Source organism: Aromatoleum sp. (genome assembly GCF_032027225.1).
Classification (GTDB): Bacteria; Pseudomonadota; Gammaproteobacteria; order Burkholderiales; family Rhodocyclaceae; genus Aromatoleum.
This window is the reverse complement of the sequence record NZ_JAVSMM010000008.1, coordinates 17,057-40,327: the sequence shown is the minus strand read 5'-3', so window position 1 is coordinate 40,327 and position 23,271 is coordinate 17,057. Positions and strand designations below refer to the sequence as shown.

Below are 23,271 nucleotides of genomic sequence, written 5' to 3'. Positions count from 1 at the left end.
AGCGGACCAAGCATCCGGCGGATAGCGCCTTCAGCTCATCCGCCGTACGGGAGTGACACAAAGCGTGGGTTGCCACGAACCGTAGGGCGGAAACCGGAGTCTTGGCGCAACCAAGACGGAGTTTCGGCGAAGCCAAAAGCGCAGCGGCTTCCGCCGTGCATGCTTCAGAGCGACGCATGCGGCGGATTACGCCTCTCGGCTCATCTGCCCGCGGGGCTGCCGGAAAAGCCGGAAAAGCCGGAAAACGGTAAGCGGGGAAAAGTTGAAACCGGCGGACGAATCCGGCGTAGGTCGGCGTGAGCCGCAGGCGAAGGCCGACGCGGACGGCTCTGGACGCCCAGGACGTCGGACATCGCTTCGCTCAGTCCGACAGACTGAGGGAGGGCTGCGGCACGAGCCGCGTCCGCAACCACGATCGCCGGCCCGCGTCCCGCAGAACCAGTAGAACGATGCAGCCAGAGCGCGGTGTCGGCGGAGCTGAAAGCACAGTGCATTCGGCCGTTGGGAATTGGGGGGGAGGAAATGCTGCAATGCGGGCCGGCGTCCGCTTGCACGGATCGCCGGCCCGCGCCGCGAAGGCTCAGCCTTCGAGGCTGATGCGGCGAAAGTCCCCGAGCAGGCTTTGCAGATGCACGAGGAAGCGCGCGGCGAGGACGCCGTCGACGACGCGGTGGTCCCACGACAGGCACAGCGGCAGGATCAGCCGCGGCTCGAACTGCTTGCCGTCCCACACCGGTTTCGTCTGCGCGCGGGTGACGCCGAGGATCGCGACTTCGGGCGCGTTGATGATCGGCGTGAAGGACGTGCCGCCGATGCCGCCGAGGCTCGACACCGTGAAGCAGCCGCCGCTCATGTCAGCCGGGCCGAGCTTGCCGTCGCGCGCCTTCTTCGCCAGCTCGCCGGCCTCGGCCGCGATGTCGAAGAGACCCTTGCGGTCCGCGTCGCGGATCACCGGGACGACGAGCCCGTTCGGCGTGTCGGCGGCGAACGCGATGTGGAAGTACTTCTTGAGGACGAGATTCTCGCCGTCGAGGCTCGCGTTGAACTCGGGAAACTTGCGCAGCGCCGACACGCAGGCCTTGATCAGGAACGCGAGCATCGTGAGCTTCCTGCCGCTCTTGTCGTTCTCCTTGTTCAGCGCGACGCGGAAGGCTTCGAGGTCGGTGATGTCGGCCTCGTCGAAGTTCGTCACGTGCGGGATCACGACCGCGTTGCGCGTGAGGTTCGCGCCGGAGATCTTCTTGATGCGCGACAGCGGCTGCGATTCGATCGGGCCAAACTTCGCGAAATCGATCTTCGGCCACGGCAGCAGGTCGAGCCCGACGCCGGACGCGGCGGGCGCCGGCGTCTTGCCGGGCACGCTGCCCGAACTCATCGCCGACTTGACGTGCGCGGTGATGTCCTCGCGCGTGATCCGCCCGTTGCGGTCGCTCGCGGTTACGTGCGCGAGATCGACGCCCAACTCGCGTGCGTAGCCGCGCACCGACGGGCTCGCATGCGCCTTCGCGCCGGGCGGCAGCGCGGCGGGGGGCGGGGCGGGGGGCGGGGCAGCGACGGTCACGGCGATCGGGGCCGGTGCCGAGGCAGCGGGCTTTTCGGCCGCCGGGGCCACCGCGGCAGCGGGGGCAGCAGTAGCCGGCGCGGCAGCGGCCGCGGCAGCCGCCGAGGCGACTTCGGCCGGCGCAGCATCGGCGGCTGCCGCCGCGCCGGCCACGGCCTCGATCTTCAGCACGAGGCTGCCTTGCGATACGCGGTCGCCGACTTTCGCGAGCAGCTCGCGCACGATGCCGGCGACCGGCGCAGGAACGTCCATCGTCGCCTTGTCGGATTCGAGCGTCACGATCGGGTCGTCCGCCGCGACACTGTCGCCGGGCTGCACGAGCAGCTCGATCACCGGCACGTCCTTGTAGTCGCCGATGTCCGGCACCGTCACGTCTATCAGTCGGGTCATATCTTCACCATTTGTACGGGCGGCAATCGAATGCCTCCGTTCGCGCCGAGCTTGTCGCAGAGCCCTGGCGGGCTTCGACGAGCGCGGCGCGAACGGTATTTTCTTGCCGGTTGTTCGATTCGGGGCGCGGCGATGCGAAGCTCGGCCGCCGCGGGGGCCGGGTTCAGATTGCGAGCGGGCTGGGCTTCTCGGTGTCGATGCCGAGACGCGCCGCGATACCGTCGAGCGTCGCCAGCGGCAACGCGCCCTCGGCGACGAGGCTGCGCAGCGCGGCGAGCGTCACGTAGCGGGCGTCGACCTCGAAGAAGTCGCGCAGCGCGACGCGCGTGTCCGAGCGGCCGAAGCCGTCGGTGCCGAGCACGGTATAGCGTGCGGGCACCCAGTTGCGGATCAGGTCGGGGTACGAGCGCATGAAGTCGCTCGCCGCGACGACCGGGCCGCGGCCCGCGAGCTGCTGCGCAACCCACGGCTCGCGGGGCGCTTCGGTCGGATGCAGCAGGTTCCAGCGGTCGCACGCGAGGCCGTCCTTGCGCAGTTCGCCGAAGCTCGTCGCGCTCCAGACGTCGGCGGCGACGCCGAACTCGGTCTCGAGCCGCTCGGCGGCGGCGAGCACTTCGCGCAGGATCGTGCCGCAACCCATCAGCTGCACGCGCGGCTTGCCGTCGAGGGGGCTCGCGCGCAGCAGGTAGAGGCCGCGGCGGATGCCTTCCTCGGCGCCTTCCGGCATCGCCGGATGCGCGTAGTTCTCGTTGTACAGCGTGATGTAGTAGAAGCCGTTTTCGTTCTCGCTCGTCATCCGGCGCACGCCGTCCTCGACGATCACCGCGACCTCGTAGCCGAAGGCCGGGTCGTAGGCGCGGCAGGCCGGGATCGTCGCGGCATAGACGTGGCTCTGGCCGTCCTCGTGCTGCAGGCCTTCGCCGGACAGCGTCGTGCGCCCGGCGGTCGCGCCGAGCAGGAAGCCGCGCGCCTGGCTGTCAGCGGCGTTCCAGATCAGGTCGGCGACGCGCTGGAAGCCGAACATCGAGTAGAAGATGTAGAACGGCAGCATCGGCTCGTCGCTGTGCGAGTACGCGGTGCCGGCGGCGATCCACGACGCCATCGAGCCGGCTTCCGAGATGCCTTCCTCGAGGATCTGGCCCTTGACGTCCTCGCGATAGAACGCGAGCTGCTCGCTGTCCTGCGGCGTGTAGCGCTGGCCCCACGGCGAGTAGATGCCGAACTGGCGGAACATCGCCTGCATGCCGAAGGTGCGCGCCTCGTCGGCGACGACCGGCACGACGCGGCGGCCGAGCCCCTTGTCGGCCATCAGCTTGCCGAGCAGGCGCACGAAGCTCATCGTCGTCGACAGCTCGCGGCCGCCCGAATCGCCGTGGAACGGGCCGTAGATGTCGGGCTGCGCGAGCGTGAGCGGCTTCGCGTCGCGGCGGCGCGCCGGGACGAAGCCGCCGAGCGCGGCGCGGCGTTCCTTGAGGTAGCGCACTTCGCGGCTGTCCTCGCCGGGGTGGTAGTAGTTCAGCTCTTCGAGATCCGTGTCCGTCAGCGGCAGCTCGAAGCGTTCGCGGAAGCGCTGCAGGTCGTCGCGCGCGAGCTTCTTAGTCTGGTGCGCGTTGTTCGTGCCCTGGCCGGACGCGCCCATGCCGTAGCCCTTCGTCGTCTGCGCGAGGATCACGGTCGGCTGGCCGCGGTGCGCGACCGCCGCGGCATAGGCCGCGTAGATCTTGATCGGGTCGTGGCCGCCGCGGCGCAGTGCGTCGATGTCGTGGTCGGACATGTTCGCGACCAGCGCCGCGAGCTCCGGGTAGCGCGAGAAGAAGTGCTCGCGGTTGTAGTGACCGTCGGTCGCCGAGAGCTTCTGGAATTCGCCGTCGACCGCCTCGGCCATGCGCTTCAGGATCCAGCCGTCGCGGTCGCGCGCGAACAGCACGTCCCAGTTCGAGCCCCACAGGCACTTGACGACGTTCCAGCCGGCGCCGGCGAACAGCGTCTCCAGCTCCTGCACGATGTTGCCGTTGCCGCGCACCGGGCCGTCGAGGCGCTGCAGGTTGCAGTTCACGACCAGCACGAGGTTGTCGAGCTGCTCGCGCGCGGCGAGCGAGATGCCGGCGAGCGATTCGGGCTCATCCATCTCGCCGTCGCCGACGAAGGACCACACGCGGCGGTCGCTCTGCGGTGCGATGCCGCGATTCTGCTGGTAGCGCTGGAAGCGCGCCTGGTAGATCGCGCTCAGCAGGCCGAGCCCCATCGAGCCGGTCGGAAACTGCCAGAAGTCCGGCATCAGCGTCGGATGCGGGTAGGACGACAGGCCGCGGCCGATGCCGCCCGAGACTTCGCGGCGGAAGTAGTTGAGCTTGTCGGCGTCGAGCCGGCCTTCGAGGAAGGCGCGCGCATACACGCCGGGCGCCGCGTGCGGCTGATAGTAGATCAGGTCGCCGGGGTGCGCGTCGCTCGGCGCGCGGAAGAAGTGGTGGAAGCCGACTTCGAAGAGATCGGCGATCGACGCGTAGGTCGCGATGTGGCCGCCGAGCTCCGGATGCGCCTTGTTCGCGCGCGACACCATCGCGAGCGAGTTCCAGCGGTGGATCGCGGTGATGCGCGTCTCCAGGTCGAGGTCGCCGGGGTATTGCGGCTGCGCGTCGACCGGGATGGTGTTGCGGTACGGCGTCGTGTGGCGCGTATGGAAGCGTCCGCCGGCGCGGCGACCGCTCTCGATCAGGCGGTCGACGAGGTATTCGGCGCGGCCGAGGCCGTCGCGCTCGATGACTTCCGAGAGGCTGTCGAGCCAGTCGCGGGTTTCGTCGGCGTCGTTGTCGGGGGCGAAGTTGAGGTTCATGGGCGGCGGATTGGTTGTCATGGCGCAGACTCCTATTGGAAACGGCCCGGGTTGCGCGCGAGCCGTTCGCATCGTCGGGTGTGATTCGAGTGTAGGCGGGGCGATACGCCGCTTCGAATGCCCTAGGACACCGCGGACGGTGTCCTCGGACGCTTTTCGCCTGCTGTCACTTCTTCCGCACCGGCGGGATGTCGGTGCAGCTGCCGTGCGCGACTTCGGCGGCCATGCCGATCGTCTCGCCGAGCGTCGGGTGCGGGTGGATCGTCTTGCCGATGTCGACCGCGTCGGCGCCCATCTCGATCGCCAGGCACACTTCGCCGATCATGTCGCCGGCCGACGGCCCGACGATCGCGCCGCCGATGACGCGATGCGTCTCGGCGTCGAAGACGAGCTTCGTGAAGCCGTAGTCGGCGCCGTTCGTGATCGCGCGGCCGGAAGCCGCCCACGGGAACTTCGCGGTCTCGACCTTGCGGCCTTCCTGCTTCGCCTGGTCCTCGGTGTAGCCGACCCACGCGACTTCCGGGTGCGTGTAGGCGACGCTCGGGATCACCGTCGCGTCGAAGGCCGACCGGGCAAGCTCCGACTTGCCTTGTGCCTCGCCCGCCGCGACTTCGGCCGCGACGTGCGCCTCATGCACCGCCTTGTGCGCGAGCATCGGATTCCCATTGACGTCGCCGATCGCGAAGATGTGCGGCACGTTCGTGCGCATCTGCGCATCGACCTCGATGAAGCTGCGGCCGTTGACGGCGACGCCCGCGCGGTCCGCGCCGATCTTCTTGCCGTTGGGCGAGCGGCCGGCCGCCTGCAGGATCATGTCGTAGCGCTGCGGTTCGGCGGGCACTTTCTCACCTTCGAACTTGACCCACAGACCATCGTCCTTCGCCTCGACCGCGACGGTCTTGGTCTTCAGCATCACGTTGTCGAAGCGGTGCGCGTTCTGCTTCTCCCACACCTTCACCGCGTCCGCGTCCGGGCCCTGCATCAGGCGGTCGAGCATCTCGACGACATCGACGCGGGTGCCGAGCGTCGAGTACACCGTCGCCATCTCGAGGCCGATGATGCCGCCGCCGATGACGAGCATCCTCGAAGGGACGAAGCGAAGTTCCAGCGCGCCGGTCGAATCGACGATGCGCGGGTCCTGCGGGATGAAGGGCAGATGCACCGCCGACGAACCGGCGGCGATGATGCACTGACGGAACTTGACGATCTTCTTCTCGCCGGTCTTGTCCTGGCCGCTGCCGGTCGTGAGCTCGACCTCGACATGGTTCGGGTCGAGGAAGGTGCCGAAACCGCGCACGACCTCGACCTTGCGGCCCTTCGCCATGCCGGCGAGGCCGGTCGTCAGCTTGCCGACGACCTTGTCCTTGTGCGCGCGCAGCGCGTCGATGTCGACTTCGGGCTTCGCGAACTTGATGCCGGCCGCGGCCATGTGCTCGGCTTCGTCGATGACGGCCGCGACGTGCAGCAGCGCCTTCGACGGGATGCAGCCGACGTTGAGGCACACGCCGCCGAGCGTCGCATAGCGCTCGACGATGACGGTCTTCAGGCCGAGGTCGGCCGCGCGAAACGCCGCCGAGTAGCCGCCGGGGCCGGCGCCGAGCACGAGCATGTCGCACTCGATGTCGGCGCCGCCCGCGTGCTTCGCGGCAGTTGGAGCCGGAGCGGCCGAAGGCGCAGGCGCGGCAGCGGCCGGAACGGCCTTCGCTTCACCGGCACCCGCGGGTGCTGCCCCGGCGCCTTCGGCCTCGACCTTCAGCAGCACCGCGCCTTCGCCGACGCGGTCGCCGACCTTGACCAGCACCTCCTTGATCACACCCGCCGCCGACGACGGCACGTCCATCGTCGCCTTGTCGGATTCGAGCGTGCAGATCGACTCGTCGACCTGGATCGAATCGCCCGCCTTCACGAACAGCTCGATCACCGGCACGTCGGAGAAATCGCCGATGTCGGGCACTTTCACTTCAACGATTTGGCTCATGTCGCGGCCTCCTTACAGCATCACCCGGCGGAAGTCCGCCAGGAGTTGCGCGAGATAGACGTTGAAGCGCGTCGCGAGCGCGCCGTCGATCACGCGGTGGTCGGCGGTCAGCGACATCGGCAGCGTCAGGCGCGGCGCGAATTGCTTGCCGTCCCACACCGGCTTCATGGCCGACTTGTTGACGCCGAGGATCGCGACTTCGGGAGCGTTTACGATCGGCGCGAAGTAGGTGCCGCCGATGCCGCCGAGCGACGAGATCGTGAAGCACGCACCCGACATGTCGGCCGGGCCGAGCTTGCCGTCGCGCGCCTTCTTCGCGAGCTCGGCGGTTTCGGCTGCGATGTCGAACACGCTCTTCTTGTCGGCGTTCTTCACGACCGGCACGACGAGGCCGTTCGGCGTGTCGGCCGCGAAGCCGATGTTGAAGTATTTCTTCAGGACGAGATTGTCGCCGTCGAGCGAGGAGTTGAACTCCGGGAACTCCTGCAGCGCGCGCACCGATGCCTTGATGATGAAGGCGAGCATCGTCAGCTTCTTGCCGGACTTCTCGTTTTCCTTGTTCACCGCGACACGGAAGGCTTCGAGATCGGTGATGTCGGCGTCCTCGTGATAGGTCACCGCCGGGATCATCACCCAGTTGCGCGAGAGGTTCTGCGCCGAGATCTTCTTGATGCGCGACAGCGGCTTGGTCTCGATCTCGCCGAACTTCGAGAAATCGACCTTCGGCCACGGCAAGAGATCGAGCCCGCCGCCGAGGCTCACGCCCGCGCCGGCCGCCGCGGCCTTGCCCGGGACGACGCCGGTCTGCATTGCGCTCTTGACGAACGCTGTGACGTCTTCCCTGACGATGCGCCCCTTCGGCCCGGTCGCGCGGACCTGCGTGAGGTCGACGCCGAGTTCGCGCGCATAGGCGCGCACCGACGGGCTGGCGTGCACCTTGCCGCCGAGCGTGACGCCGGAGGGCGCGCCCGCCGCCAGGGCCGACGCGGGAGCGGACAGTTTCGACTGCTCGAACGCGGCGGGCGAATCGGCCGGGGTTGCGTCTGCCGCGGCGATCTTCGCAGCCGCGGGAGCGGGGGCGGGCGCCGGGGTCGGGACGGGCGCCGCAGCGGGAGCGCCGCCGGTCGTTTCGACGACGAGCAGCACCGAGCCTTCGCCGACGCGGTCGCCGACCTTGACCAGCACTTCCTTGACGATGCCGGCGGCCGACGACGGCACATCCATCGTCGCCTTGTCGGATTCGAGCGTCGCGATCGCATCGTCGACCTTGATCGTGTCCCCCGGCTTCACGAAGAGTTCGATGACCGGGACGTCCGAGAAGTCGCCGATGTCCGGGACCTTCACTTCGACGTTCCCGCCGCCACCCGCTGCTGCGGCAGGGGCAGGGGCCGCTACCGGCGTCGCAGCGGGCGCGTCCGCCTTCGATTGTTCGAACGCGGCTGCCGACGCCGCGGGCGTCGACTGTGCAGCGGCGCTCGCGGGAGCTTGGGCCGCGGCGGCGGCTTCGACCTTGATCAGCACCGTGCCTTCGGCAACCTTGTCGCCGACCTTGATCAGCACTTCGCGGACGACGCCGGCGGCCGACGACGGCACGTCCATCGTCGCCTTGTCGGATTCGAGCGTCGCGATCGCGTCGTCGACGGCGATCGTGTCGCCGACCTTGACGAACAGTTCGATGACCGGCACATCGGCGTAATCGCCGATGTCCGGGACTTTCACTTCGATGAGTTGGCTCATGTTGTTGTCTCCCTGCGGCGCTCAGACGGTCATCGGGTTCGGCTTGTTCGGATCGAGCTGGTACTTCAGCAGCGCGGCGGCGACCTTGTCGCGCTCGATCAGGCCGTCATCGGCGAGCGCCTTCAGCGCGGCGACCGTGACCCAGCGACGGTCGACCTCGAAGAAGTGGCGCAGCTTCTCGCGCGTGTCCGAACGACCGAAACCATCGGTGCCGAGGGTGACGTAGGTGCGCTTGACGAACGGACGGATCTGCTCGGCGAACATCCTGATGTAGTCGGTCGCGGCGACGACCGGGCCGGCGGTGTCCTCGAGGCATTTCTCGACGTGGGACAGGCGCGGCGCTTCCACCGGATGCAGCATGTTGAAGCGATCGGCGTCCTGGCCGTCGCGCGCGAGCTCATTGAAGCTCGGGCAACCCCAGATGTCGGCTTCGACGCCCCAGTCGTTCTTCAGCAGGTCGGCCGCGGCGATGACTTCGCGGAAGATCGTGCCGGAGCCGAGCAGCTGCACGCGCAGCTTGCCTTCTCCGCCTTTGCGGAACGCGTACATCCCCTTGATGATGTCGTGCTCGGCGCCGGCGGGCATCTCGGGATGCTCGTAGTTCTCGTTCATCACCGTGACGTAGTAATAGACGTCCTGCTGCTCGGCGAACATCCGGCGCATGCCGTCCTGTACGATCACCGCGACTTCATACTGGAAGGTCGGGTCGTAGCTGACGCAGTTCGGGATCATGTTCGCCAGCAGCAGGCTGTGGCCGTCCTCGTGCTGCAGGCCTTCGCCGTTCAGCGTCGTGCGCCCGGCGGTGCCGCCGATCAGGAAGCCGCGCGTCCTCTGGTCGCCCGCCGCCCAGCACAGGTCCATCGTGCGCTGCAGGCCGAACATCGAATAGAAGATGTAGAACGGCATCATCTGCACGCCATGCACCGAGTAGGCGGTGCCGGCGGCGATCCAGTCGGCCATCGCGCCCGCCTCGTTGATGCCTTCCTGCAACACCTGGCCGGTCTTCGATTCCTTGTAGAACATCAGCTGGTCATGGTCTTCCGGCACGTAGTTCTGGCCCTGCTGGTTCCAGATGCCGTACTGGCGGAACATGCCTTCCATGCCGAAGGTGCGCGACTCGTCCGGGACGATCGGCACGACGTGGCGGCCGAGCTGCTTGTCCTTCATCAGCGTGTTCATGATGCGCACCAGCGCCATCGTCGTCGACAGCTCGCGGCCTTCGCCGGACGCCTTCAGCAGCGCGGCGAACGTCTCGAGGCCCGGCACCGGCAGCGGGTCCGCCTTGCGCCGGCGCGCCGGCAAGAAGCCGCCGAGCGCCATGCGATGCTCCATCATGTACTTGTGCTCGGGCGAATCCTCGGCGAAGCGCACGTACGGCACGTCGGCGAGCTTGTCGTCCGGCACCGGCAGGTCGAAGCGGTCGCGGAAGCGGCGGACCGCTTCGGTGTCCATCTTCTTCTGCTGGTGCGAGATGTTCATCGCTTCGCCGGCCTGGCCCATGCCGAAGCCCTTGATCGTCTTCGCGAGGATCAGCGTCGGCTGGCCCTTGTGCTCGCTCGCCGCCTTGTACGCGGAGAAGATCTTGAAGAGGTCGTGGCCGCCGCGGTTCAGGCGCCAGATCTCGTCGTCGGTCCAGTCGGCGACCATCTCCTTCAGTTCGGGCGTGTTGAAGAAGTGCTCGCGCACATACGCGCCGTTCTTCGCCTTGAAGGTCTGATATTCGCCGTCGACCGCTTCCATCATCCGCTTCTTCAGCAGGCCCTTCGTGTCGCGCGCAAGGAGCGAATCCCAGTGCGTGCCCCAGATGACCTTGATGACGTTCCAGCCGGCGCCGCGGAATTCGGCTTCGAGTTCCTGGATGATCTTGCCGTTGCCGCGCACCGGCCCGTCGAGACGCTGCAGGTTGCAGTTGATGACGAAGATCAGGTTGTCGAGCTTCTCGCGCGCGGCCATGCCGATCGCGCCGAGCGACTCGACCTCGTCGGTCTCGCCGTCGCCGAGGAAGGCCCATACCTTGCGGTCCTTCGCCTCGATCATGCCGCGCGAATCCATGTACTTCATGAAGCGCGCCGCGTAGATCGCGCACAGCGGCCCGAGGCCCATCGACACCGTCGGGAACTGCCAGAAGTCCGGCATCAGCCACGGGTGCGGATACGACGAGATGCCGTGCCCGTCGACTTCCTGACGGAAGTTGTCCATCTGCTCTTCAGTGAGCCGCCCGAGCATGAACGCGCGCGCATAGACGCCCGGCACCGAATGGCCCTGGAAGAAGATCAGGTCGCCGCCGTGCTCCTTGGTCGGCGCACGCCAGAAATGCGAGAAGCCGACGTCGTAGAGCGCCGCCGCGGATGCGAACGACGCGATGTGGCCGCCGACGTTGGTGTGCTTGTTCGCACGCACGACCATCGCCATCGCGTTCCAGCGGATGTAGGAGTGCAGCTTGATCTCCATGTCCGGGTTGCCCGGGTACTTCGGCTGCTGCCCGGCGGGGATCGTGTTGATGTACTGCGTCGTCGCGGAGTAGGGGATGTCGATGCCTTCCGCACGGCCTGCTTCGATCATTTTCTCGATCAGGAAATGGGCCCGTTCGGGGCCTTCGCTGGCGATGACCCCTTCAAGGGCGTCGAGCCATTCCTGGGTTTCCTGGCTGTCCTGGTCGGCTTGCAGGATCACATTGGGTGTAGCGGCCATGCGCGTCTCCTCTTGCGGTGAGCTTGTCGGATTTCGCTGTTTGCGAAGCGGTCGAGTCTGAATTCTGGACGCAAGCAGGGATAGCTGCCGGCGCCTTTCACATTCTAAAACGATGTTTCGTGATGCGCAATTTAACGGGACGGCGACCGGAACGCTTCCGGAGCAGGAAGGCACCCCGCGCGCGCCGCAAATCCGGGCTGTCGAGCGGTGTCGATGCCGTCGACAAGCGGCAGCAGAGCCGGGTTGTCGGAGGTCGGAAACGCCCGTGGCAGGCGGGTCCTATCCCCGCGCCCCGGCGGGGTGAAGCAAAGGAGAACGAATGGCGACGCCCGTCCTTCCGTGTCGATGCCGGGAACGTATGACGGTTTTTTTGAGGAAAGAATGCCGGCGAAGGCGCGAACGGCGGCGTAGCCGGAAAAGCGTTACAGAAGGAAAAAAATCGGCCGGGGGAGAGGGAGGGAGGGAGAGATCCCCCGGCCGATGAGCAAAACCCGGAACGCGACCTATGGCCGGATCGCGCGGCGACGATCCTCGTCGTAGGCGAACACGACCTGTCCGTCCCGTACCTCGCCGATGAAGATGTCGCCGGCGTCGGTGATCGCCTCGTGGTTGTCCTTCGAGAACGGGCGGTCGTACGTCATGATCACGCCGTCCACATTTACTCGCAGGTCTTCCAGCGCCTCGCGGATCCGGTCGCCATCGGTGCTGCCGGCCTGCCGCATCGCCGCTGCAAGAAGAAGCACGGAATCATACCCTTGAGCCGCCGCCGGGGGCACCGGAATACGTGCGCTGCCGCTGGATTTTTTCCACGCGTCGAGAAAATCTCGTCGTCGCGCGCTGGTCGGCTCGGCGATGAAGGTCTGTGGCATACGCGCGCCTTCCGCGTTCGGCCCGGCATTGTCGATGAAATTCGACATCGCGAGCGTCCAGCTCCCGATCAGCGGCACGCGCCAGTTCAGCCGGGCCATGCCGTTGGCGATCTGCGCGAGCTCGGGGCCGATGCCGTAGGTGAGGACCGCTTGGGCGCCGGCGTCCCGCGCCCGGCGAAGCTGTGCGGTCATGTCCGCTTCGCGCAGCTCGAAGCGTTCGACGGCGACGGGCCGGATGTCGTGCGCGATGAGCGCGCGTTCGAGGTCTTCGCGCCCCAGCTGGCCGTAGTTCGTCGCGTCGTGAAAGATGGCGACGCGCTTGAACCCGCGGCGGTCGACCGCCTCGACGACGATCATCGCCGCCTGCAGCGTGTCGTTGGCCGAGATCCGAAACACGAAGTTGTCGGGATATCGAGGGGGGACGAATTGCTTCGTGATCAGCGAACCGGTCGCGACCGACGTGATGACCGGGATGCGCGCGTGCTGGTAGAAGCGCTGGCTCGCGAGCGCCACGCCGGTGTTGACGATGCCGACGCTGGCGACGACGTGCTCCTTGTCGATCAGCGCCTGCGCGACCTGCGCGCCGCGCTCGTTGCTTGCCTCGTCGTCGCGTTCGACGAGCACGATCGGCCGCCCGAGCACGCCGCCTTCGGCGTTGATCCTCGCCGCGGCGATGCGGATGCCTTCGCGCATCGAGATGCCCATCGGGCTCGATCCGCCGGTGAACGGGCCGGAAACGCCGATTCTCACCGGATCCTGTGCCTGGGCGGTGAGGACGGTGAGGCAGAAGAGCGCAAGAAGGAGTCGCAGCACCCGGCAGACACCCGATGACGAAAAACCAGCCGCAAATCTACCGGGGGGTGCGCGCACGCAGAATTGGCGAAAACCCGCGGGCGGAGCAGGATGTCATGCCGAGCCGCAAGCAACCCTCCGCGTGCTAGGGAAAAACCGGATTCCGTCCGGCGCCGGGTGCGGCAAGAATGCCCGGCAATTCCCAGGCGCGTCGGAGCCTTTCTCCTGCGGCCCTGCTCCGCAATCGCACTGCGCCCGCCCCCATGAACCGAAATCACGACGCCGCCAGCATCGCCCAGATCCAGTGGTATTGGAGGGCTCCGTACCTCGCCGTGGGGATCTTCGCGCTGACGATGCTCGCGGTCGTCTGGCTGCTGCAGGACCGCGAAGCCGACAGCCAGCGCAACGCGGTCGCGCGTGACGTGCAATGGGCCGAGCAGACGATGCGGGTCCACATGCAGGGCACCGAGGAGTTTCTCGGCCAGCTCGCGCGCGACCTCGCAGCGGAAGCGCTCGACGCGGATGGGTTCCAGCTGCGGGCGAATCAGCACATCGCGAACAACGGCGAGCTCGTCAATGTCGTCTGGGTCGGCCCGGAAGAAGCGGTGCGCTGGTCGGCGCCGTTCGACACGATCGACTGGCTGGTCGGCGACCCGCTCACCGGCCTGCAGACCACCGCGTTCCATCACGCCCGCGACCTCGGACGGCCGACCTACGCGGAGGCCTATGCGAACCCGCGCGGCACGGTCGTCGTCGAGGTCTATGTGCCGGTGCGGCGGGGCCGCGAATTCCTCGGCGCGGTCGTCGGCGTCTATTCGATCGACCGTATCGTTCGCCACCTCGTGCCGAGCTGGTTCGCCGAGAAATACCGGCTCGCGCTGATCAGCGGCAAGGGCGAGAGCCTCGCGGTCAATTCCAGCGTCCGCGACCTCGACGAGAGCGTGTCGTACGAAATTCCGCTCGACCCGCCGGGCAACGGGCTGCGGCTGCGTGCGGTCGCGTTCCGGACCGCGACGCCGCTGTCGCAGGCGTTGCCGACGATGATGATCGTCGGCCTGTCGGTGCTCGTGTTGTGGACGCTGTGGCTGCTGCGCGCCCATGTGCAGCGCCGCGTGCAGGTCGAGAAGGAGCGCGACCGGCTGTTCAACCTGTCGCTCGACCTGCTGTGCATCCTCGGTCTCGACGGCGCGTTCCGCCGCGCAAACCCGGCGTTCGAACGCATCCTGGGCTACCGGCCGGACGACCTCCCGGGGCGCGCCCTGCTCGACCTCGTCCATCCCGACGACGTCGCCGAGACGGTGACGCAGATGCGGCGCCTCGCCGGCGGCGAACCCGCGAGCTTCGAAAACCGCTGCCGCTGCGAGGACGGGTCGTTCAAATGGCTCGCGTGGAGCATCAACCCGGTGCGCGAGGAGAAGCTCGTCTACGCGGTCGCGCACGACATCACCGGGCGCAAGGCCGGCGAAGACGCGCTGCGGGCCGAATCCACGTTCCGCAAGGCGATGGAGGAGTCGGTCCTCACCGGAATGCGCGCGATCGATCTCGAAGGGCGCATCACGTACGTGAATGCGGCGTTCTGCCGCATGGTCGGATTCGATCAGGACGAGCTGATCGGCGCGCGCCGGCCGTTCCCGTACTGGCCGGTGGAAGACGCGAAAACGTGCAGCGACAACCTCGATCTGACGCTGCTCGGGCGCGCGCCGCCGACCGGATTCGAGATGCGCATCCGCCGCAAGAACGGCGACCGCATCGACGCGCGCTTCTACCTGTCGCCGCTGATCGACAGCAGCGGCACGCAGACCGGCTGGATGGCATCGGTGACCGACATTACCGAACCGAAGCGCATCCGCGCGGCGCTCGAAGCCGCGCACGAGCGTTTCGTCGCGGTGCTCGACGGGCTCGAAGCCGCGGTGTTCGTCGCCGACGCCGGCACCGACGAGATCCTGTTCGCGAACCGCGCGTTCAAGAACATCCACGGCTTTGACGCCGTCGGACGCACCGTGCGCGGCGTCTCCGTCCCGCAGCCCGAGCGCAGCGACTACGGCGTCGACCCGCGCGGGCTGACCGCGGCCGACTTGCCGCGCGAGCTTTTCGACGGCGAGCTGCAGCATCCGCTGTCGGGGCGCTGGTACCACGTCCGCGAACGCGCGACGCGCTGGGTCGACGGGCGAGTCGTGCGGATGGGGATTGCGACCGACATCACCGAACGCAAGCAGATGGCGGAAATTTCTCGTCAGCAGGCCGAGCGGCTGCAGCGCACGTCGCGCCTGATCACGATGGGCGAAATGGCCTCGACGCTCGCGCACGAGCTCAACCAGCCGCTGTCGGCGATCGCGAATTACTGCATGGGTTCGGTGACGCGCATCCAGTCGGGCAGCTTCCGCAACGAGGACATCCTCGCGGCGATGCAGAAGGCGAGCTTCCAGGCCGAGCGCGCCGGCAAGATTATCCGGCGGGTGCGCGAGTTCGTGAAGAAGAGCGAGCCGCGGCGCAGCGCGGTGCAGATCGTCGAGCTGCTCGACGACGCGATCGGCTTCGCCGAAATCGACGCGCGGCGGATGAGCACGCGCATCGTTTCCGAGGTCGAGACCGATCTGCCTGCGGTCTTCGCCGACCGCATCATGATCGAGCAGGTCTTGCTGAACCTCGTCAAGAACGGCATCGAAGCCATGTCCGGCATGCCGTCGACCGAGCGTGTGCTCGAGGTGCGCGCCCGCGCGCTCGGCCCGCGGGCCGTCGAAGTGTCGGTCATCGACCGCGGGCACGGCATCGGCGACGAGGAGCGCGCGCGCCTCTTCACGCCGTTCTACACGACCAAGACCGAAGGCATGGGAATGGGGCTCAACATCTGCCGTTCGATCATCGAATTTCATGACGGTAGATTGATCGTGGATGCGAACCCGGAAGGCGGTACCATCTTCTCCTTTACGCTGCCGACGGAGTTTGCGAGTGAGCGGGTCGCCCGGAGTGCCTGACCAGAAGATCTATATCGTCGATGACGACGAGGCCTTGCGCGACTCGCTCGTCTGGCTGCTCGAATCTAACGGATACGCTGTCGCATCGTACGAATCGGCCGAGTCCTTTCTCGATTTCTACGACGCTTCGCTGACCGGCTGTCTCGTGCTCGACGTCCGCATGCCCGGCATGAGCGGCCTCGAACTGTTCGAGGAGTTGAAAGCTCGTCGCTCGCCGCTCCCGGTGATCTTCATCACCGGCCACGGCGACGTGCCGATGGCGGTGTCCGCGGTGAAGAAGGGCGCGGTCGATTTCATCGAAAAGCCTTTCGGCGACCGCGACATGCTGACGCTGATCGAGCAGTGTCTCGCCGCCGAGCGTGAAAGCCGCGGCAAGCGCCAGCTCGAGGCGGAAGTCACGCGGCGCCTCGCGCACCTCACGCATCGCGAGCGCGAAGTGCTCGACCTCATCATCGGCGGCAAGCTCAACAAGCAGATTGCCGACGTGCTCGGCATCAGCATCAAGACCGTCGAGGTGCACCGCGCGCGCGTGATGGAAAAGATGGGCGCGAACTCGCTGGCCGAGCTCGTGCAGCAGGTGATCGCCGCGGAGCCGGGGGCATTGCATTGAGGCCGCAGAAGAGCGTCGCCGCCGCGATCCTCGTCGCGGCGTTCTCGTCGGGAGTCGGCGCGACAGACCGGGCGCCCGAGCAGATCGTCGCCGAGCGCTGCTGCAAGTGCCATGGACCCGAGGGCCGCAGCAGCAATCCCGACTTCCCGAAACTCGCGGGCCAGAACGCCGACTATCTCACGCGACAGCTCGCGAACTTCAAGACCGGCGTGCGCACGAGCGACCCGATGCAGCAGGAGGTCGCGCACCTGACGGGCGGCGAGATGCGGGCCCTGGCGCTGTATTTAAGCGCGAAGGAGATCGGTCCGGAGCCGGTCGCGGCACGCGGGGAGGCGGCGATCGGCATGGCGCTCTATTTTTCGGGCGACCCGGAAAACGGCGTCACCGCCTGCATCACCTGCCACGGGCCCGAGGGTCGGGGCGCGATGTACCTGCCGCGGCTCGCCGGGCAGCACGCGAAATACCTCGTCGCGCAGTTGCATGCGTTCCGGGACCAGTCCCGCGTCGCCCCGGACATGGTGATGCATACCGTGATCGAGAACGTTTCCGACGCCGGGATCGTCGCCGTCGCGCAGTTTCTCAGCGGCATGAAATAAGGGTCGCACGACGCTGCGCCGAGCGGCGTTCGCATCCCGGGCAGCCTCGTTGCCGTGGTTTTCCCGCGGTCCGACGGCGAGCTGGCCACGCACACCGCGATTTTCCGCCGTCGATCCAGCCACTGTCGCTCAAGTTTCCCGGTTCGCGGCCGTACATGCACCGACGCGCAAGCGTTCCTGTCATAAGAATCCGGGAGACTCCGTTGCTTAACCTGTACCAGCTGAGCGTCGGCGCGCGCTTGCGCCTCATCGTCGTGATCGCCTTCGGCCTGTTCGTTCTCGTGCTGTGGCGCGCCGTCAGTTCCCTCGGCGACGTGATGCTCGAAGAGCGCAAGACGAGCGTGCGGAATGCGCTCGAATCCGCACACGGCGTGCTGCAGCACTTCCACGCCCGTGAGTTGGCCAACGAGCTGTCGCGTGAGGACGCCCAAGCGGCCGCGCTGGCCGCCGTACGAGTGTTGCGGTACGGCGACGGGGAATATTTCTTCGTTACCGATACCCATCCGCGCACCGTGATGCACCCGATCCGCCCGGAACTCGACGGCAAGGACATGAGCGATGTCGCGGATCCGAACGGCAAGCACCTGTTCGTCGAATTCGCGACAGTCGCCCGCGGCGCCGGCGCCGGTTTCGTCGATTACATGTGGCCGAAGCCCGGCTCGGCCGAGCCGCAGCCGAAAATCTCGTACGTGAAAGCGTTTGCGCCGTGGAACTGGGTGATCGGCACCGGCGTGTATGTGAACGATGTCGATGACACGTTCTGGCACAACACGAGGAATACGCTTCTGCTCGGCGCGATCTCGATCGCGCTGGTGGTTCTGCTGTCGTGGCGCATCAGCCGTGGCATCCTGCGCCAGCTCGGCGGCGAGCCGTCCGACCTGCAGCGCGTCGCCGGCCAGATCGCCGAGCGCGACCTCACCTCGCAAGTGAAGGTTTTGACGGGCGACACGCGCAGCGTCACCTACGCGATGGAGCAGATGCAGTCGCGTCTTGCGGAGGTCATTCGCCGTGTGCGCGACAACGCGCATGACGTGACCGACGCGGTCCGCGAAGCGGCCGAAGCCGGGCGCTCGATCCACGGCGCCTCGATGCGCCAGACCGAAGTCGCCGGCAGCACCGCGGCGGCCCTCGAGCAGATGGCCGTCAGTATCGTGCACGTGTCTGAGAACACCGACGAGGCGCGCGGCAACTCACAGCGCACGGTGGACATCGCGCAACGCGGCGAGGATCTGGCGCGCGAAGCGTCGGACGGGATCGCGCAGATTTCCGATACCGTGACGCGCGCGGCGAAGCAGATCCAGATCCTGCGCGATCGCTCCGGCGAAATCGGCGAGATCGCCGACGTGATCCGGGAAATCTCGGACCAGACGAATCTCCTCGCGCTCAACGCCGCGATCGAGGCGGCGCGTGCCGGGGAGCAGGGCAGGGGATTCGCGGTTGTCGCCGACGAGGTTCGCAAGCTCGCCGAACGCACCGGCGCGGCGACCGCGCAGATTTCGCAGGTCATCGTGTCGGTGAAGGCCGAGACTGAAAGCGCGGTCGCGAGCATCGAGCAGATCGTGCCGAAGGTCGATTCGGGCGCGCATCTGTCGAAGCAGGCGGCCGATGCGCTGCGCGAAATCCGCGAAGGCGCGCGCGACACGCTGGTCCGCCTCGAAGAAGTCGTGATGTCGATGAAGGAGCTTTCATCGGCGAGCAACAGCGTGGCGACGAACATGCAGGAGGTCGCCGAAATGGCCGAGCGCAGCAGCGACGAGATCCGCAGCAGCGCCGAGTCCAGCGAAAAGCTCAAGCACAGCGCCGAGGCGCTGGAAGCGCTGACGGCGGGCTTCCGCGTCGGTTGACGTCGGAGGCCGCGGGCCTGTTCGCGCGGACACACGCTGCGCGAAGCTGGCTCCGCCGTGCCATGCGTCTGCGACCGAACCGCACAGGCTCAGGATCCTGCTGTAAAATAACCGGCTTTTTTGGGGCCCCCGACCATGACGGCTCGCATTCTCGACGGTAATGCCCTCTCGGCCCGCGTTCGCGGTGAACTCGCGGAGCGCGCGGCGAAACTGAGCGCCGAGGGCGTGCAGCCCTGTCTCGCTGTGATCCTCGTCGGCGACAACCCGGCCTCGGCCGTCTATGTGCGCAACAAGGTGAGCGCGTGCGAGAAGGCCGGCATCCGCTCGCTGCGGCTCGATTTCGACGCCGCCGTCGATGCCGCTGAGGTGATGGCGAAAATCGCCGAGCTCAACGACGACCCGTCGGTCCACGGCATCCTCGTGCAATTGCCGCTGCCGAAACAATTCGACGAGGCGGCGGTGCTCGAAGCGATTCGCGTCGAGAAGGACGTCGACGGCTTCCACGCGGAGAACGTCGGACGCCTGTCGCAGGGCCAGGAAGCTTTCCTGCCGTGCACGCCGCACGGGGTCATGAAGATGCTCGAGGCCGAGAATGTCCCGGTCCAGGGAGCGGAGGCCGTCGTCATCGGACGCTCCAACATCGTCGGCAAGCCGATGGCGATGCTGCTCACCAATGCCGGCGCCACGGTCACCGTGACGCACTCGAAAACGCGCGACCTCGCGTTCCACACGCGGCGCGCCGACATCCTCGTCGCCGCGATCGGCAAGCCGCGTTTCGTCACCGCCGACATGATCAAGCCGGGCGCGGTCGTCATCGACGTCGGCATCAATCGGCTGACCGAAGGCGCAGAGGCGGGCAAGCTGTGCGGCGACGTCGAATTCGCGTCGGCGAAGGAGGTCGCGTCGCTGATCACGCCCGTCCCCGGTGGCGTCGGTCCGATGACGATCACGATGCTGCTCGCGAACACGGTCGAATCGGCCGAGCGCGTCGCGCGCCGGAAGGGCTGAGCGATGAGCGAGAAAGCGGTCGTCGGCATCATCATGGGCTCGAATTCCGATTGGCCCACGATGCAGGCCGCGGCGAAGATGCTCACCGAGTTCGGGGTGCCGTACGAGGCGAAAGTGGTGTCCGCGCATCGCACGCCCGACCTGATGTTCGAGTACGCCGAGACGGCGCGCGACCGCGGCCTGAAGGCGATCATCGCCGGGGCCGGCGGGGCCGCCCACTTGCCCGGCATGGTCGCTGCGAAAACGGTCGTGCCGGTGCTCGGCGTGCCGGTACAGTCGAAGGCGCTGTCGGGGCAGGATTCGCTGCTGTCGATCGTGCAGATGCCCAAGGGCATCCCGGTTGCCACTTTCGCGATCGGCGAGGCCGGCGCCGCGAACGCCGCTCTCTTCGCCGTCGCACTGCTCGCCAACGAGGATGCCGTGCTCGGCGGAAAGCTCGCGGCGTTCCGCGCCAGCCAGACGCAGGCCGTGCTCGCGATGGAACTGCCGCCGCCGGCCTGACGGCTGCCGTATCTGTCATGAACCCGGCGTGGCTGTACCTGCTGGTCGCAATCGTCGCCGAAGTCGTCGCGACTTCGGCGCTGACCGCGTCGCGGGGCTTCAGCCGCCCGCTGCCGTCGGTGATCGTCGTCACCGGTTACGCGATCGCATTCTATTTTCTGTCTCTGACGCTGCGCTCGATCCCAGTCGGTATCGCCTACGCGGTCTGGTCGGGTGTCGGCGTGGTCCTGATCAGCCTCGCCGGCCTCGTGCTTTTCGGGCAGCGTCTCGACCTTCCGGCGCTGCTCGGCATCGGCCTGATCCTCGCCGGCGTGCTGGTGATCAACCTGTTTTCGGACGTTTCCGCCCACTAAATGCCCGTCACGTCGTCTCCCGTGCCTCCGATCCTGCCGCCCGCGACGCTCGGCATGCTCGGCGGCGGCCAGCTCGGCCGCTTTTTCGTTTCCGCGGCCCACGAACTGGGCTACAAGGTGTGGGTGCTCGATCCGGACGCGCACAGCCCGGCGGGCCTGATCGCCGACCGCCACCTCGTCGCCGCATTCGACGACCTCGCGGCGCTCGACGAGATGTCGGCAGCTTGCGCCGCGGTGACGACCGAGTTCGAGAACGTGCCCGCCGCGACCCTCGACTACCTCGCGAAGTTCGTCCCGGTGCACCCGTCTGCGGCGGCGGTTGCGGTATGCCAGAACCGTGTCGCCGAAAAGACGTTTCTTGCGGAGCATGGCTTGCCGCACGGACCGTTCGCGGTGATTCGCTCCGAAGATGACGTGCGTGAGGCGCCTGTCGACCTGTTTCCGGCGGTATTGAAGATCGCGCGCTTCGGCTACGACGGCAAAGGCCAGGCGCGTGTCGCGAATCGCGAGGAAGCCTTGCATGCGTTTCACGGCTTCAACGGCGAAGTGTGCGTGCTCGAGAAGATGCTGACCCTCGACTGCGAAGTCTCGGTCGTGCTCGCGCGCGACGAGTCGGGCAGCGTGCAGACCTTCGACCCGGCCGAGAACCGCCATCGCAATGGCATCCTCGACGTCACGATCGCACCCGCATCGATCGGCTCGGTGCTTGCCGAGCGCGCACGCGAAGCGGCCCGGCGGATCGCGGAAGAGCTCGGCTACGTCGGCACGCTCGGCGTCGAATTTTTCGTCTGCGATGGCGAGCTCTACGTGAACGAGATGGCCCCGCGTCCGCACAACAGCGGCCACCACACGATCGACGCCTGCGTCACCAGCCAGTACGAACAGCAGGTCAGGGCGGTGTGCGGCCTGCCGCTCGGCGAACCCCGTGCGCACAGCACCGCGGTGATGGTGAATTTGCTCGGCGAGCTCTGGTACGAAGGCGGGGACGGCGACGGCGCATATCGCGAACCCGACTGGTCGGTGTTGCACGCGGTGCCGAACCTCAGGCTGCACCTCTACGCGAAGCATCACGCGCGCCCCGGTCGCAAGATGGGGCACTTCACGGTCGTCGCGGACGACGTCGCGAAAGCGCTGGGCGTCGCGCTGGCCGCCCGCAGCGCCATCGGGATTCGCGGTGACGCACAGTAACGGCGACGGACACAGTGCCGGGGCGCGTCGGCCGGTCGACGATGTGAAGCCTTTCGCTAGCGGCAGCACCGGGAGCGCACGCGCCGCCGGCACCGCCGCACCCCCGGCCACCCCCTCGGCGGCGGCACACGTCATCGTCCCCGCCGGCGCACAGCAGATCGGACGCGCCGTCGACCTGCTCCGCGCCGGCGAGCTGATCGGCATGCCGACCGAAACGGTGTACGGCCTCGCAGCGGATGCGCTGAACGTCGCCGCGGTCAACAAGATTTTCGCCGCCAAAGGCCGGCCCGCCGATCACCCGCTGATCGTGCATTTGCCCGACGCCGAACATATGTCGCGCTGGGCGCGCGCCATTCCGAAGGAAGCGATCGTTCTCGCGCGCGCGTTCTGGCCCGGACCGCTGACGCTGATCCTGAAGCGCGAGGACGGCGTCCCCGATGCGGTGACCGGCGGACAGGACACGGTCGGCTTGCGCGTACCCGATCATCCCGTCGCGCTGGCCTTGCTGCTGGCGTTCGACTCCGGCATAGCTGCGCCGTCCGCGAACCGCTTCGGCCGCATCAGCCCGACGACAGCCGCGCACGTGGCCGACGAACTCGGCGACCGCGTCGCCCTCATCCTCGACGGTGGTGCCTGCGAGGTCGGCATCGAATCGACGATTCTCGATCTTTCGCGCGATGCGCCGGTGATCCTGCGCCCCGGAGCGATTTCCGCCGAAGACATCGCCCACGTCATCGGCCGCGAGCCGCAAGTGCGGTGCATCATCGACGAAACGTCCGGCGACAAAGAGGACAAAGCGGAGTCCGTCGACCGGCCCCGCGTGTCCGGTTCCCTCGCCGCGCACTATGCGCCACGTACGCCCTTGCAGCTCGCGCCGACCGCGCAACTCGCCGAAATCGCCGCCACGCTAGCCGGCGAAGGCAGCCGCGTCGCGGTCCTCGCGCACGGCTGCGCCGATCCTCGCGACGCCCGCCTGCTGTGGCGCGCCGCGCCCGCCGACCCGGTCGGCTACGCACACGAACTCTACGCGAACCTCCGCGATCTCGACGCCAGCGGAGCCGACTTCATCGTCGTCGAAGCGCTGCCCGAGCGAGCCGAGTGGCAACCCATTCGCGACCGCCTCGGTCGCGCCGCGGTCGGCTCCGGCGAAGCGGACGAGACCTGACTGGAATTCCGAGTCTGATCTGAAAATTTTCAGTCGGGACTTGCGAGGAAGAAATGGCACCTCTATAATGCGCAGCTCTTGAGGGCCGATAGCTCAGCTGGGAGAGCGCTGCGTTCGCAATGCAGAGGTCGAGGGTTCGATCCCCTTTCGGTCCACCAATTCCAAAAGGCCAGACGTTGC

At 67.3% G+C, this 23,271-nt stretch carries 15 protein-coding genes and 1 tRNA gene; 10 read left to right on the top strand and 6 right to left on the bottom strand.

Annotation, left to right across the window (positions count from 1 at the left end; genetic code table 11):
• Positions 1-580: 580 nt before the first annotated feature.
• From aceF (ROZ37_RS10685) to ROZ37_RS10660, 6 genes are all read right to left on the bottom strand, one after another.
• Complete coding sequence (gene aceF, locus ROZ37_RS10685) at positions 581-2,011, bottom strand: dihydrolipoyllysine-residue acetyltransferase (protein ID WP_312659471.1); 1,431 nt, start codon at positions 2,009-2,011, stop codon at positions 581-583.
• Positions 2,012-2,114: 103 nt separating this feature from the next.
• A complete protein-coding gene (gene aceE, locus ROZ37_RS10680; RefSeq protein ID WP_312659332.1) occupies positions 2,115-4,805 on the bottom strand; it encodes a pyruvate dehydrogenase (acetyl-transferring), homodimeric type in 2,691 nt (896 codons plus the stop codon).
• Positions 4,806-4,950: 145 nt separating this feature from the next.
• Entirely contained in the window at positions 4,951-6,762 is a 1,812-nt protein-coding gene (gene lpdA, locus ROZ37_RS10675; protein ID WP_312659331.1) for a dihydrolipoyl dehydrogenase, read from the bottom strand.
• Positions 6,763-6,774: 12 nt separating this feature from the next.
• Positions 6,775-8,499: a dihydrolipoyllysine-residue acetyltransferase gene (gene aceF, locus ROZ37_RS10670; RefSeq protein WP_312659330.1), complete on the bottom strand. Its 1,725-nt coding sequence runs from the start codon at positions 8,497-8,499 to the stop codon at positions 6,775-6,777.
• Between the two features lie 21 nt (positions 8,500-8,520).
• Positions 8,521-11,190 (bottom strand): pyruvate dehydrogenase (acetyl-transferring), homodimeric type, encoded by a 2,670-nt coding sequence (gene aceE, locus ROZ37_RS10665; protein ID WP_312659329.1) that lies wholly within the window; start codon positions 11,188-11,190, stop codon positions 8,521-8,523.
• A gap of 503 nt (positions 11,191-11,693) precedes the next feature.
• Positions 11,694-12,872 (bottom strand): ABC transporter substrate-binding protein, encoded by a 1,179-nt coding sequence (locus ROZ37_RS10660; RefSeq protein ID WP_409449954.1) that lies wholly within the window; start codon positions 12,870-12,872, stop codon positions 11,694-11,696.
• A gap of 242 nt (positions 12,873-13,114) precedes the next feature.
• Here ROZ37_RS10660 and ROZ37_RS10655 point away from each other — a divergent pair, with 242 nt between their 5' ends.
• The 10 genes from ROZ37_RS10655 (at position 13,115) to ROZ37_RS10610 (ending at position 23,249) form a co-directional block, all read left to right on the top strand.
• Complete coding sequence (locus ROZ37_RS10655; RefSeq protein WP_312659327.1) at positions 13,115-15,826, top strand: PAS domain S-box protein; 2,712 nt, start codon at positions 13,115-13,117, stop codon at positions 15,824-15,826.
• A complete protein-coding gene (locus ROZ37_RS10650) occupies positions 15,801-16,436 on the top strand; it encodes a response regulator transcription factor (RefSeq protein ID WP_312659326.1) in 636 nt (211 codons plus the stop codon). Before ROZ37_RS10655 ends, ROZ37_RS10650 begins: the two co-directional genes overlap by 26 nt.
• The gene (locus ROZ37_RS10645) at positions 16,433-17,032 is read left to right on the top strand and encodes a c-type cytochrome (RefSeq protein WP_312659325.1); all 600 of its coding nucleotides are present in this window, start codon (positions 16,433-16,435) and stop codon (positions 17,030-17,032) included. The genes ROZ37_RS10650 and ROZ37_RS10645 overlap by 4 nt, the downstream gene beginning before the upstream one ends.
• A gap of 203 nt (positions 17,033-17,235) precedes the next feature.
• The gene (locus tag ROZ37_RS10640; protein WP_312659324.1) at positions 17,236-18,876 is read left to right on the top strand and encodes a methyl-accepting chemotaxis protein; all 1,641 of its coding nucleotides are present in this window, start codon (positions 17,236-17,238) and stop codon (positions 18,874-18,876) included.
• Between the two features lie 135 nt (positions 18,877-19,011).
• Positions 19,012-19,884, top strand: a complete 873-nt coding sequence (gene folD / locus ROZ37_RS10635; RefSeq protein WP_312659323.1) for a bifunctional methylenetetrahydrofolate dehydrogenase/methenyltetrahydrofolate cyclohydrolase FolD — start codon at positions 19,012-19,014, stop codon at positions 19,882-19,884.
• A gap of 3 nt (positions 19,885-19,887) precedes the next feature.
• Positions 19,888-20,385, top strand: a complete 498-nt coding sequence (purE, locus tag ROZ37_RS10630) for a 5-(carboxyamino)imidazole ribonucleotide mutase (RefSeq protein WP_312659322.1) — start codon at positions 19,888-19,890, stop codon at positions 20,383-20,385.
• Positions 20,386-20,402: 17 nt separating this feature from the next.
• Positions 20,403-20,738, top strand: coding sequence for an SMR family transporter (locus ROZ37_RS10625; protein WP_312659321.1), 336 nt, complete (start codon positions 20,403-20,405; stop codon positions 20,736-20,738).
• Positions 20,739-21,926 carry a 5-(carboxyamino)imidazole ribonucleotide synthase gene (locus tag ROZ37_RS10620; protein WP_312659320.1) on the top strand — a complete coding sequence of 396 codons (1,188 nt, stop codon included), beginning with the start codon at positions 20,739-20,741 and terminating at the stop codon, positions 21,924-21,926.
• Positions 21,927-22,059: 133 nt separating this feature from the next.
• Entirely contained in the window at positions 22,060-23,091 is a 1,032-nt protein-coding gene (locus ROZ37_RS10615; RefSeq protein WP_312659469.1) for an L-threonylcarbamoyladenylate synthase, read from the top strand.
• Between the two features lie 82 nt (positions 23,092-23,173).
• A tRNA-Ala gene (locus ROZ37_RS10610) sits at positions 23,174-23,249 on the top strand.
• The last annotated feature ends 22 nt before the right edge of the window (positions 23,250-23,271 follow it).